Origin of the sequence: Phyllobacterium myrsinacearum (assembly GCF_014138285.1) — a bacterium.
Taxonomy (GTDB): domain Bacteria; phylum Pseudomonadota; class Alphaproteobacteria; order Rhizobiales; family Rhizobiaceae; genus Phyllobacterium; species Phyllobacterium myrsinacearum_A.
Genome location: NZ_JACGXN010000001.1, coordinates 1,568,573 through 1,581,509, shown reverse-complemented (window position 1 = coordinate 1,581,509; position 12,937 = coordinate 1,568,573). Strand labels below are relative to the sequence as shown.

Below are 12,937 nucleotides of genomic sequence, written 5' to 3'. Positions count from 1 at the left end.
TGGGATTTTGCATAAATGACGTGATCTTCTCGCTTACAAAAATCGCTTTTTTGACCCTGTCTTCACCGTTTGGTAACCCAGATTAAGTCAAATTAAGAGAAAGCGAACTGGACAGTAGGGCTTAACGGCCCTTGCCGGTTCATAAGTTATGAAGTGAACGATAAAACTGGTAGGTAACATGTTTGGAAAATCAATCGTAGCGACCTCTGTGCTCATGCTTGGGCTGGCAGGGACGGCTCTTGCCCAGACCCCAAGTCAAATCAGCCAGTTTAACGCGTGGGGTGCCTATAGCTATCAGCAGGGGAAAGGCAAAGTTTGCTATGTCCTGTCGGTTCCTGTGGACAAGCAGCCTGCGAAGATCGATCACGGAGATAACTTCTTCATGGTCAGCCAGAAGCCTGGACAGAACGTAAGTTTTGAGCCGCAGTTCAAGGCGGGATATGATCTTCAGGTCAATTCTAAAGTCACCGTCAACATTGATGCGCGCAGCTTCTCCATGTTCACCAATGGCAGCCATGGCTGGATGGAAAACGCCGCGGAGGAGCCGCAGCTCGTTGCAGCTCTTCGCACTGGCCATACCATGTCCATCAATGCTGTTTCCAAGCGTGGAACCAAAACCAGCTATACCTATTCACTCAAGGGTGTATCGGCCGCACTCAAGGCAATAGCGACCTGCAAATAGGCCTATTGGCTCTTCCCCTATAGAAAGGCCGGACAGAACCTGTCCGGCCTTTTTTCATGTGGAGGTGACGGAACGGCCAGAACGTGTTATGAGCCGCGCTTCACGAAAGAACGTTAGAAAATACAATGTCCGTTTTGTCTGAGACACAGTCCTTTGCCCGGGATAAATCCCGTGATGCCATGCTTGCCGCCATGAATGGCAAGCCAACACTGATTGGCCTGTCGCGCGCCGAGATGGGCGAAGCGCTGGCAGAAATCGGTGTGGCCGAGCGTCAGGTCAAGATGCGTGTTGCCCAGCTTTGGCACTGGCTCTATGTGCGTGGCGTCTCGGATTTTTCTGACATGCTCAACATTTCCCGCGATATGCGGGAACTTTTGGACCGGCATTTCACGATTGCCCGTCCGGAGATCGTTGAGGAACAGATTTCCACCGACGGTACCCGCAAATGGCTTTTCCGGTTTCCGCCGCGTGGTGCAGGTCGTCCCGTTGAGATTGAAACAGTCTATATCCCCGAAGAGGGCCGCGGCACCCTTTGCATATCCAGTCAGGTCGGCTGCACGCTGACATGCTCCTTCTGCCATACGGGCACACAAAAGCTGGTTCGCAACCTGACTGCCGAGGAAATCCTCTCGCAGCTTCTGATCGCACGCGATCGGCTTGGTGATTTTCCGGATCGCGGCACCCCAGACGGTGCTATTGTTCCCGCTGAAGGGCGCAAGGTTTCAAACATCGTCATGATGGGCATGGGCGAGCCGCTGTATAATTTTGAGAATGTGAAGAAGGCGCTGTTGATTGCCTCCGATGGTGATGGGCTATCCCTGTCGAAGCGCCGTATTACCCTGTCCACCTCTGGCGTTGTGCCGGAGATTTACAAGGCAGGCGAGGAAATCGGGGTCATGCTGGCTATCTCGCTGCATGCGGTGAATGACGATCTGCGCGATATGCTCGTGCCGATCAACAAGAAGTATCCGCTCAAGGACCTGCTTGATGCCTGCCGTGCCTATCCCAGCCTGTCAAACTCCAAGCGGATCACCTTTGAATATGTGATGCTCAAGGGCGTCAATGACTCGCTGGAAGATGCCAAGGAACTGGTACGCATGCTCAAGGGCATTCCGGCCAAGATCAACCTCATACCGTTCAACCCATGGCCCGGCGTTAACTACCAGTGCTCGGAATGGGAACAGATCGAGAAATTTGCCGACTACGTCAACAATGCCGGTTATGCCTCGCCGATCCGCACACCGCGCGGTCGCGATATTCTGGCAGCCTGCGGGCAGTTGAAGTCTGAATCCGAGCGGATGAAGAAAACGGAGCGTTTGGCATTCGAGGCGGCCATGATCGCCGGGCACGGCGAAGATTGAGCCAGATCGCCTTCTATATCTTCCGCTTTACGCTGATCGTTTTCGGTTTCCTCTGCGCTATTTTCGCCGCATCGCTGTTTCTCAATCTTCTGTGGCTGGGCAGCACGGAAATGATCGGAAGCGACGGCCCATTCCTGTATTCCACAGTTCCGGTCTTTGCGGTGATGATCGGCTATAGTGTCTTCATTCCCGCTTGCATTCTTATCCTGTTTGCGGAGCTGACGGCGTGGCGGGACTGGCTGTTCTATGCCCTAGGTGGTGCAGCAACTGCCGTTGTCATCATCGTCTGGAAGTGGCGGCCGCAGACCGAAGATATCGATACATTTGCAGCCATTCTCGCCACCGGTGTGGTGGGTGGCTTTGTCTACTGGCTTGTATCGGGCCGCAGTGCCGGACTGACCCTACCGGCCCGCCCTACGGATCCGCGCACGTAGCGCTATTTTGCCTGCGCCATCAGGATTTTTGCGGCAAAGGCCGAGAACACGCCGGCGAACAACCAGTCGGTCACCCGCGTTACAGTCGGATTCTTTCGCAACAGCCCAGCAAACCGGTCGGCCGCGACAATCATCGGCGTGACCACGGGCAACGACAGCGGGATGAACAGCAGCCCGAGAAAGAACAGCTTTCCCGGTGCATGCGGATCACTTGCCGAAACGAACTGCGGCAGAAACGTCATGAAGAACAGGATGATCTTCGGGTTGAGCAAATTGATACCGATGCCAGTAAGCCAGTTCTGAAACAATGTATGGGTCGGACCACTCTTCTTTTCCGGAGAGAAGGCCGATCCTTTGCGGATCGCCTGAAAGGCAAGCCAGACGAGATAGCCGGCGCCGACAATCTTGAGGACGAGGAACGCTGTAGGCGAAGCAATAATCAATGCGGAAAGGCCAAGCGCGACCATTGTTGTATGCACCACAATCCCGCAATTCGCGCCCGCCAGACAGGCGAAGCCTGCAGCTTTGCCTTCGGAAAGGGCACGGCCGACGAAAAGCGTCATATCAGGTCCGGGTGTGATCGACAGGACGAAAGTAGCAATCGCAAATTGCACAATGATTGGCCAATCCGGAATGAAGGTCATGGGGTGCTCCGTCTAGAAAACGCGCGGAAACTAACGCGGAAGCAATGTTTTGACCACCGCATTCTGAAGGCTCTGAAAAGATTTCCGTGCGCGTCAGGCGCAGCGCCTTAAGTTATGGCCCGTTGTGAAACCACCATACGCTGCACAAGCCCGCGTAGCTGGGCAAGCGCAGGCGCGGGATGAGACTGGCGCATGGCTAGGAGCAATGGTGCTATAAGTTTCGAACTGCCGGCAACAGCTCTGTAGACAATGTCCTCGCCACCAAGCCGTTGCATGGAGGCTGGCACCAGCGAAATACCATACCCGGCTGCCACCAGACTGAGTGTTGCAGTCAAACGCGGCGCTTCCTGTGCCACGACAGGACTGAACCCTGCCTCACGGCATGCCGTCAGGATTGTATCGTACAGACCCGGTCCCGCAGTGCGCCGATAAAGAATGAATGGCTCCGTGGCCAATTCTGTCAGCAGCAGCCGTGATCGGGTATCGATTGCGAACCGGTGTCCCACTGGTAGCGCCACAAGCATCGGTTCTTCCAGCAGGGCATCAATCCGCAAACCCGGCGTGCGCCCGACCGGCGACCGAATAAAGGCAGCATCAAGCCGCTCATGCATCAGCGCATCCACCAGTTCGGCCGTCCCAGCTTCCTCCAGGGTAACAGAAACGTGCGGCAGGCTTTCGCGGAAGGCGCGCAATGCTTTCGGGACAAACGGATGAAGGGCCGCCGAACTGGTGAATCCGACGGCCAGACTTCCCAGCTCACCACGCGCAGCACGGTGAACCAGATCCGTAACACCATCGGCGCGGGCAAGGATGATCCGCGCCTCCTCGAGCAAGACTTTTCCCGCTTCTGTCAGCTGCACACCGCGCGGCAAGCGGTGCATCAGCAACACACCGAGTTCCGCCTCAAGCCCTTGCAGCAAACGTGTCAACGGTGGTTGTTGTATACCTAACCGCTCGGCGGCACGGGTAACATGGCCTTCTTCAGCCAGAACGATAAAAGCGCGGAGACGGCGCAGATCAATCAATGTCATACCTTAAAAGTATCAAAATTACTAAAACCATGCATTGGAAATCATAGTATTCCGGGCGTATTCTGCCAATACACTCCTTTCCAATATTTCTTGCGAGGTATCGCCCAATGTCCGGAAATCTGCCCTCCTCCTGCTGCCGTAATGGAGATGCGTTATGAGCTGGTCTGCCGAACAATATGTAAAGTTCGAAGACGAACGCACCCGCCCTGTTCGTGACCTGCTTGCAGCGGTCTCCCGCGATGACGCCCGATCAGTCATTGATATCGGTTGCGGACCCGGTAATTCCACCGAAGTCTTGATCGCGCGTTTTCCCAATGCAGCGGTCACGGGAATGGACAGCTCGGAAGACATGGTCAAAGCGGCTCGCGTGCGGCTCCCCGAAGTCGCGTTCGAAGTGGCAGACATCGCAAACTGGAACGGCACCGGGCCATATGATGTCATCCTTGCCAATGCGGTCATTCAGTGGCTTCCGGATCATGCCACGCTCTTGCCGAATCTCGTCGGCAAACTGACAACCGGTGGCAGTCTCGCGATCCAGCTACCCAACAACCTTGATGAGCCGACACACCGGTTGATGCGCGAGATCGCTGCTGACGGTCCGTGGGCGACCAAACTGGTCGGATCGGCAACCAAACGTGCACCACGCCAAAGCGCGGAATGGTATTATCGCACGCTTCGGTCGATTTCCGCCAAGGCAGATGTCTGGCAGACTACCTATTATCACCCGCTCGCAGACGGCGCGAATGGTGTGGTCGAATGGTTGAAGGGCACCGGTCTGCGGCCGTTCCTCGATCCTCTGGATGAAGCGGAACGTATCGCCTTCCTAGAAAGATATACCGCCGCGGTCGCACAGGCCTATCCGGCTTTGCCCGATGGCACAGTCCTGCTGCCCTTTCCGCGTCTTTTCATGGTGGCAACCCGGTAAGATCAAGAGGCCAATCAGCGGAAGCAAACATCAATGGCGGCCAATTGGCCGCCATTTATTTTGCAGCATCAAAATACCGACATTGAGCAGCCTTAATTAAATACTTTTCACCGGTCAGTTGAAAAACCCTCTCTGTAATGACGCTGCAATCATTGCACGCCAGAAGAGACCAGTGTTTCAGCCCAGAGAACCGTATGGTCTATTATCGAACAACATCTGCTGCATGCGGTAAGGCACCATACGGTTTTGGCGCTTGGAGCCAGCCGGCTCTTGCCCTTAGTCTGGCAGCATTTTGGGCAGCTTTGGCCATTATGTTCAACCGCGCGTCGGAGATAGACAAGGCCGTTACCTCTTTGTTTTTTCTCACTTCCGATTGTGTGACGACCGTTGGTAACGGTATTTGCGGTGATTTTCCTGCAACATCAGTTGCCTTCTTCAAGACTTTACGGAGAGCCTTTTATGCGCTTCCCATCGTGGCGGCGTCAGTGGTCGTTACGATTGCCCTGCGCGATCTTGCTTCCGGTTTGCGCTGGAACCATCAGAGAATCCGTATTTCAACGGTAGCCCTCGTCACGCTGGCTGTAGGGCCAGGGCTATTGGTCAATGCGTTCATGAAGGAGTTTATCGGAAGGCCCCGGCCAGCCAACACTTGGCTTTTTGGCGGTGAGCACCCTTTCGTGGCCGCGGCTGAGTGGTCGCATGCCTGTCAGCATAATTGCTCCTTTGTTTCCGGAGAGGCTGCGGGCATCGCCTGGCTGGTCTGCCTGCTGCCGCTCTGGCCGCATGAATTGCGAAAAAAAATGGCGTGGCCGATCGCCGGCATCATCATCGTGACCGATATCCTGCGGGTTGCATTCGGCCGCCACTATCTTTCCGATGTCGTGCTCGGTTCACTCTCCACCGTAGTTGTTTTCTGTATCCTGACTGCGTTGTGTGAAGCATGGTCAACGCGTAAGTACGGCCCGGCCGGTTCGTCCGGCGCTTAATGATCAGATTCACCATGCCATGCAAAGCCTTGGATCGCTACGATGAAACCCTTCTGACACCATGCGTCGAACACAGTGTTCAACGGGCTTATAACCAGAGGTAACCGCCCCTATATTCAGCGCTCCCGAGCAGCTGTTTTGCTCCTTTCAGGTGTGGATAGTCATGAAGAAAATCGGTTTCCTTTCGTTTGGTCATTGGGCGCCTTCACTGCAATCGCAAACACGTTCAGCAGGAGATGCCCTTCTTCAATCGATTGACTTATCCGTTGCCGCCGAGGAACTTGGTGTGGACGGCGCTTATTTTCGGGTCCATCACTTCGCCCGGCAACTCGCCTCACCGTTCCCACTATTGGCAGCAATTGGAGCGAAAACCCAAAACATCGAAATCGGCACAGCTGTCATCGATATGCGTTACGAGAATGCATTCTATATGGCCGAAGATGCAGGTGCGGCAGATTTGATCTCGAACGGCAGGTTGCAGCTTGGACTCAGCCGGGGCTCACCGGAACAGGTCATCGATGGCTGGCGCTATTTCGGCTATCAGCCGGAGGAAGGCACCACAGATGCTGACATGGGTCGTCAACACGCAGAAGCTTTCCTCGGCCTGCTCAAAGGCGAAGGCTTTGCTGAACCCAATCCGAGGCCGATGTTTCCCAACCCGCCCGGTTTGCTGCGCCTCGAACCACATTCTGAGGGCCTGCGAAAGCGTATCTGGTGGGGCGCAGGCTCCAACTCCACAGCCATCTGGGCGGCCAAGTTGGGCATGAACCTCCAAAGCTCCACATTGAAGAATGATGAGTCAGGCGAACCATTCCATATCCAGCAAGCTGCGCAAATACGCGCTTATCGACAGGCATGGAAGGAAGCGGGCCATAATTGGACACCGCGCGTTTCAGTCAGCCGCAGCATTTTCGCACTGATGAATGACCGCGACCGCGCCTATTTTGGAAATGCTGGCAGGGACGGAGATTCAATTGGCCATATTGATGAAAATACAAGAGCCATTTTTGGCCGCAGCTATGCAGCAGAGCCCGAAGCGCTCGTAAAAGAACTTGCTCAGGATGAAGCCATCAAGGAAGCGGATACGTTGCTGTTGACGGTGCCAAACCAGCTAGGCGTCGATTACAACACACATGTCCTTGAGGCGATCCTGAAGCACGTTGCCCCTGCTCTCGGATGGAGGTGACCGGACGCGCTGATTATAATGGGAGCTGATGGAGCATCACCCCCTGCAAAAGCTGATCTTGCCAACATTCCCTCAACTGATAAAAGAACCCCCATCTTCAGCAAACGATAGCGGGACTGCACAGCGGTCAGGGAAACAGAATGAACAAGTGGAAAGACGTCAAGAAAGTCGTGCTGGCCTATTCGGGCGGTCTCGATACATCGATCATCCTCAAATGGCTACAAACAGAACTCGGCGCAGAAGTTGTCACCTTCACCGCTGATCTGGGTCAGGGCGAAGAGCTGGAACCGGCGCGCAAAAAGGCCGAAATGCTGGGCATCAAGGAGATCTATATCGAGGACGTGCGCGAAGAATTCGTCCGAGATTTTGTGTTTCCGATGTTCCGCGCCAATGCCGTCTATGAAGGCGTCTACCTGCTCGGCACGTCCATCGCCCGCCCACTGATCTCCAAGCACCTCGTTGAAATCGCCGCGCGCACCGGCGCTGATGCCATCGCCCACGGCGCGACCGGCAAGGGCAACGATCAGGTGCGTTTCGAGCTTTCCGCTTATGCGCTGAACCCGGATATCAAGGTGATCGCGCCATGGCGTGACTGGACCTTCAAGTCACGCACGGATCTCATCGAGTTCGCCCGCGAACACCAGATCCCTATCGCCAAGGATAAACTCGGCGAAGCACCTTTTTCAGTCGATGCCAATCTTCTGCATTCCTCTTCGGAAGGCAAGGTTCTGGAAGACCCATGGCAGGAAGCCCCGGAATATGTGCACCAGCGCACCATTTCGCCAATGGATGCACCTGACAAGGTCACGGAAATCGAGATCGCCTTCGAAAAGGGTGACGCTGTCGCCATCGATGGCAAACCACTGTCACCGGCAACGCTGCTGAAAACCCTCAATGATCTCGGTCGCGACAATGGTATCGGCCGTCTTGATCTGGTCGAGAATCGTTTCGTCGGCATGAAGTCGCGCGGCGTTTACGAAACTCCGGGTGGTACGATCCTTCTGGCTGCGCACCGCGCCATGGAATCGCTGACGCTTGATCGCGGTGCAGCCCACCTCAAGGATGAATTCATGCCGCGCTATGCGGAACTCATCTACAACGGCTTTTGGTTCTCGCCTGAGCGCGAAATGCTGCAGGCGATGATCGACAAGAGCCAGGACGATGTGGAAGGCACGATCCGCCTCAAGCTCTACAAGGGCAATGTCATGGTCTCCGGCCGCAAGTCGAAGAAGTCGCTCTATTCCGACGCGCTGGTCACCTTCGAGGATGATCGCGGCGCCTACGACCAGAAGGATGCGGCAGGCTTTATTCGTCTGAACGCTTTGCGTTTACGCACGCTGGCAGCACGCAGGCGCAACAGCTGATCCAGCAATACGGACACGAAACGGGGCGCAAGCCCCGTTTTTGTTTGGGCGTTTGCTTTCCGACAACGCTTTCGGCTGGCAATTGACTTGTGGTCGTCCTGTTGCCGCCTTAGATGTTAGGTCAGAGTTCATCCCTCATGACGGAGTCTTCCCCCATGTCCTCACAGAAAACGGCCATCAACCCCGCACTGACGGACTGGACCGGACCACTTGGGCTTCCTGATTTCACTGCCTTTACCGATGATGACTTTGCTCCAGCCTTCGATGCGGCACTCGCAGCTGATCTTGCCGATGTTGATGCTATCATCAACCACCACGAGGCGCCGACCATAGAGAACACACTGAAGGCTTTGCAACTATCCGGCGAAGATCTGGATCGCGTCTCTTCCATTTTCTGGCTGCGTGCCGGCGCGCACACCAATGACACGATTCAGGCCCTCGAACGTGTCATCGCTCCCAAGATGTCGCGCCACTATTCGTCGATCATGATGAACCCGCAACTTTTTGCCCGTATCGATTCTCTATACGAGCAACGGGACTTCCTTGGCCTTGATGCGGAAACAGACCGCGTTCTTGAGAAAACCTGGAAAGGTTTCGTGCGCAGCGGTGCCCGGCTCGATGAGCAGGGCAAGATCCGCCTTGCCGATATCAACGAGAAGCTCGCCGGACTTGGCGCGCAGTTCGGCCAGAATGTTCTCAAGGACGAATCCGATTGGGCATTATTCATAACCGACGAAGTACAGCTGCAGGGCTTGCCGGATTTTGTCCGCACGGCCATGCGGGGCGCGGCCGAGGAACGTGATCATCCCGACGCGTGGGCTGTCACACTGTCTCGCTCGATCATAGAACCATTTCTCTCCTTCTCCGAAGACCGCTCACTGCGTGAAAAGGCGTTCCGCGCCTGGGCGGCGCGCGGCGAAAATGGCGGCACAACCGACAACCGCGCTATCGTTGCTGATATGGTCTCGTTGCGCGCGGAAAAGGCCAAGCTGCTAGGCTATAACAGCTTTGCCGCCTACAAGCTTGACGACACCATGGCCAAGACACCCAAGGCCGTCATGGACCTGCTTGAGCCGGTCTGGGACAAGGCCCGCAATCGCGCGGCCGAAGAGGAGGCCGATCTGGAGCGGCTGATCGCAGCGGAAGGCCGCAACCACAAGGTTGCACCATGGGACTGGCGTTTTTATGCGGAGAAGCTGCGCAATGAACGCTTTGCTTTCGATGAGGCCGAACTGAAGCCTTACCTGCAGTTGGAAAAGATCATCGAGGCCTGTTTCGACGTCGCTACCCGCCTGTTCGGTATCCGATTCGAGGAAAAGACCGGCATTCCCACATGGCATCCGGATGTACGGGTCTGGGAAGTGCAGAATCCGGACGGCAGCCGCCGTGGCCTTTTCCTTGGTGACTATTTCAACCGGCAATCCAAGCGCTCAGGTGCATGGATGAGCGCGTTGCAGTCACAGCATAAGCTCGACGGCGGCCAGAAGCCGATCATTTACAACGTCATGAATTTTGCCAAACCGCCCAAGGGTGAGCCGGCGTTGCTCTCATTGGATGGTGCTCGCACCCTCTTCCACGAGTTTGGCCATGCCTTGCATGGTCTTTTGTCCGATGTGACATGGCCAGCTGTATCCGGCACCTCGGTGTCGCGCGATTTCGTCGAACTGCCATCGCAGCTTTACGAACATTGGCTGACAGTACCGGAAGTGCTGGAAAAGTATGCCGTTCACTGCCGCACTGGCGAGGCGATGCCCAAGGCATTGCTCGATAAGGTGCTGGCGGCCGACAAGTTCAATGCTGGATTCAGCATGGTGGAATTTGCCTCATCGGCACTCGTCGACATGGCTTTCCATGCGGACGGCACACCGCCAACCGATCCGATTCAGTTCGAGGCAGACACGTTGAAAAGCCTGTCCATGCCTGATGCCATCATTATGCGCCACCGCACACCGCACTTCACCCACGTCTTCTCCGGCGATGGCTATTCCGCCGGGTACTATTCCTACCTATGGTCGGAAGTACTGGATGCAGATGCATTCAAGGCGTTTAAAGAGACTGGTGATGTATTCAATGCCGATCTCGCCAGGAAGCTTAAGCAGTACATTTATTCGGCTGGCGGCAGCCGAGATCCGGAAGAGCTGTACAAGGCTTTCCGCGGCAAGATGCCAACGCCCGATGCGATGATTGAAAAGCGCGGTCTTGCCTGACGCCACAGAACCCGCCGCGCTGAAAAGCACGGCGGGTTTTCCATGTCAGTAAATCAGGCCTTGGCGAAGGCCAGCAGATCCTTGTTGAGCTGATCCTTGTGGGTTGTTGCCAGACCGTGCGGCGCCCCCGGATAGATCGTAAGCTTCGAACCCTTGACCAAAGTCGTGGCAATCTTGGCGGAGTCGTCAATGGGGACGATCTGGTCGTCATCGCCATGGATGAACAGGGTCGGGATATCAAACTTCTTGAGGTCTTCAGTGAAGTCGGTTTCCGAGAAGGCCTTGATGCAATCGAGTTCGTTCTTCAGCCCGCCCTGCATGCCCTGAGCCCAGAATGCATCACGCACACCTTGTGAAACCTTGGCACCCGGCCGGTTCGCACCGTAGAATGGTGCCGTCAGGTCCTTGAAGAACTGCGAGCGATCGGCCGTGACACCGTCGCGGATACCGTTGAACACCTCGATTGGCAGACCACCAGGATTGGCAGCGGTTTTCAGCATCAGCGGTGGAACCGCACCAACCAGCACAGCCTTGGCCACACGCTTGGTGCCGTGGCGGCCGATGTAGCGGGCAACTTCGCCGCCGCCAGTCGAATGACCGACCATGATGGCCTCTTTCAAATCAAGCTTCTCGAAGAGTTCGGCCAGATCGTCTGCATAGGTATCCATGTCATTGCCATTCCATGGTTGGCTGGAACGGCCATGGCCGCGACGGTCATGGGCAATAGCACGGTAGCCATTCGAGGCGAGGAATACCATCTGGTCTTCCCATGCATCGGCATTCAGCGGCCAACCATGGCTGAATACGACTGGCTGTCCCTTGCCCCAGTCCTTGAAATAAATCTCGGTTCCATCCTTGGTGATAAACGTGCTCATGGCCTTGTGTCCTTTCGCGGTTTCCCTGGATTTGGTTTTGCTGCTCTTGTCTGTTGCGTCTGCGTCGCCGACCTTGAGGCTGACAGCTGCGGCGAACGCGGCGGTGGCTGTCAGGAAGGAACGGCGTGTTGTCAGTCCGGTCTTGCTCATGGTCTTCATTCCTGTTGCAACGCCCGGGTGTCTTAGTTGATCGAGAGGCGAACGTTCAGATTGCTGCGCGTAGCTTCCGAATAAGGGCAAACGATGTGCGCGCCATCAACGATCTCGCGGGCGACGGCTGCATCGATACCCGGAAGTGACACGGCCAAAGCCACGTCAAGGCCAAAGCCCTTGCCATCGTCGCGCGGGCCGATGCCAACTGTGGCTGTGACTGACGTATCATCAGACAGCTTGATCTTTTTCTGCGAAGCAACAAACTTCATTGCGCCGATAAAGCAGGCGGAATAGCCAGCAGCAAAGAGCTGCTCGGGATTTGTGCCATCTGCGCCGTTGCCGCCCAATTCCTTTGGCGTCGACAATGTCACTTTCAGGCGGCCATCTTCGCTCGATGCAGTGCCGTCACGTCCGCCAGTTGCTGTCGCTTTGGTTGTGTAGAGAATGCTCATGGTAGGCTCCTTGGGTTGAGTTAGGTTGTTCGATGCACATTAAATTGCACACAATTAAATTGTGCGCAATAGGAAATTACGTATGAGTTATGAAAAATTAAATGATGCGCAATTTAATTGCATTGTATGTTATATGGGGGAACACAGACGGAGTGATGACAATGGAAAAGACAGCCGCAAACAATCAGGAATCGCTGCTCAATCTGGAGAACTTCCTGTGCTTTGCCATCTATTCCACCGCCAATGCAGTGACGCGGGCCTATCAGCCTCGGCTCGCCGCGCTTGGTCTGACCTATCCGCAGTACCTTGTAATGGTGGTCCTCTGGGAACGGGAAAACCAGACCGTCAAGGCAATTGGGGAAAAACTCAGCCTGGATTCAGGCACGCTGACCCCTTTGCTGAAACGGCTCGAGACCGCAGGATTGATCACCCGCCGCCGTGATACGGTGGACGAGCGTCAGGTTTTAATCGCCCTGACTGCCGAAGGACAGGCAATGCGGGCGAAGGCCGAGGCGGTACCCGTCGCCATGGGGAAGGCTTTCGGCTGCACTATGGATGAGGCGACGGGGCTGAGAGCGGAACTGATGACCATGCGGGACAATCTGCTGGAGAGCATCGAAGAGGCGAAATGACCGGA

The 12,937-nt window shown here is 55.6% G+C and carries 13 protein-coding genes; 9 read left to right on the top strand and 4 right to left on the bottom strand.

The window, feature by feature from the left end:
* Nucleotides 1-178: 178 nt before the first annotated feature.
* From FHW16_RS07840 to FHW16_RS07830, 3 genes are all read left to right on the top strand, one after another.
* Entirely contained in the window at nt 179-682 is a 504-nt protein-coding gene (locus tag FHW16_RS07840) for an invasion associated locus B family protein (protein ID WP_182548508.1), read from the top strand.
* 179 nt (nt 683-861) lie between these two features.
* Nucleotides 862-2,043, top strand: coding sequence for a 23S rRNA (adenine(2503)-C(2))-methyltransferase RlmN (gene rlmN / locus FHW16_RS07835; RefSeq protein WP_246711691.1), 1,182 nt, complete (start codon nt 862-864; stop codon nt 2,041-2,043).
* Nucleotides 2,040-2,477: a hypothetical protein gene (locus FHW16_RS07830; RefSeq protein ID WP_182548506.1), complete on the top strand. Its 438-nt coding sequence runs from the start codon at nt 2,040-2,042 to the stop codon at nt 2,475-2,477. The genes rlmN and FHW16_RS07830 overlap by 4 nt, the downstream gene beginning before the upstream one ends.
* 2 nt (nt 2,478-2,479) lie before the next feature.
* Here FHW16_RS07830 and FHW16_RS07825 read toward each other — a convergent pair whose 3' ends face one another.
* On the bottom strand, nt 2,480-3,121 hold the full coding sequence (locus FHW16_RS07825; protein WP_182548505.1) for a LysE family translocator: 642 nt from the start codon (nt 3,119-3,121) through the stop codon (nt 2,480-2,482).
* A 107-nt stretch (nt 3,122-3,228) separates the two neighbouring features.
* Nucleotides 3,229-4,152, bottom strand: a complete 924-nt coding sequence (locus FHW16_RS07820) for a LysR family transcriptional regulator (protein ID WP_182548504.1) — start codon at nt 4,150-4,152, stop codon at nt 3,229-3,231.
* Between the two features lie 154 nt (nt 4,153-4,306).
* On the opposite strand from FHW16_RS07820, the gene tam reads away from it, so the two are divergent.
* From tam to FHW16_RS07795, 5 genes are all read left to right on the top strand, one after another.
* A complete protein-coding gene (tam, locus tag FHW16_RS07815) occupies nt 4,307-5,077 on the top strand; it encodes a trans-aconitate 2-methyltransferase (protein WP_182548503.1) in 771 nt (256 codons plus the stop codon).
* Between the two features lie 137 nt (nt 5,078-5,214).
* Nucleotides 5,215-6,063 (top strand): phosphatase PAP2 family protein, encoded by an 849-nt coding sequence (locus FHW16_RS07810; RefSeq protein WP_182548502.1) that lies wholly within the window; start codon nt 5,215-5,217, stop codon nt 6,061-6,063.
* 163 nt (nt 6,064-6,226) lie between these two features.
* Nucleotides 6,227-7,249: an LLM class flavin-dependent oxidoreductase gene (locus FHW16_RS07805; RefSeq protein ID WP_182548501.1), complete on the top strand. Its 1,023-nt coding sequence runs from the start codon at nt 6,227-6,229 to the stop codon at nt 7,247-7,249.
* Nucleotides 7,250-7,389: 140 nt separating this feature from the next.
* On the top strand, nt 7,390-8,613 hold the full coding sequence (locus FHW16_RS07800) for an argininosuccinate synthase (protein WP_182548500.1): 1,224 nt from the start codon (nt 7,390-7,392) through the stop codon (nt 8,611-8,613).
* A gap of 155 nt (nt 8,614-8,768) precedes the next feature.
* Nucleotides 8,769-10,820 carry a M3 family metallopeptidase gene (locus tag FHW16_RS07795; RefSeq protein WP_182548499.1) on the top strand — a complete coding sequence of 684 codons (2,052 nt, stop codon included), beginning with the start codon at nt 8,769-8,771 and terminating at the stop codon, nt 10,818-10,820.
* 53 nt (nt 10,821-10,873) lie between these two features.
* Here FHW16_RS07795 and FHW16_RS07790 read toward each other — a convergent pair whose 3' ends face one another.
* Complete coding sequence (locus FHW16_RS07790; protein WP_348643870.1) at nt 10,874-11,695, bottom strand: alpha/beta fold hydrolase; 822 nt, start codon at nt 11,693-11,695, stop codon at nt 10,874-10,876.
* A 182-nt stretch (nt 11,696-11,877) separates the two neighbouring features.
* Complete coding sequence (locus tag FHW16_RS07785) at nt 11,878-12,300, bottom strand: organic hydroperoxide resistance protein (protein ID WP_182548497.1); 423 nt, start codon at nt 12,298-12,300, stop codon at nt 11,878-11,880.
* Between the two features lie 161 nt (nt 12,301-12,461).
* Here FHW16_RS07785 and FHW16_RS07780 point away from each other — a divergent pair, with 161 nt between their 5' ends.
* A complete protein-coding gene (locus tag FHW16_RS07780) occupies nt 12,462-12,932 on the top strand; it encodes a MarR family winged helix-turn-helix transcriptional regulator (RefSeq protein WP_182548496.1) in 471 nt (156 codons plus the stop codon).
* The last annotated feature ends 5 nt before the right edge of the window (nt 12,933-12,937 follow it).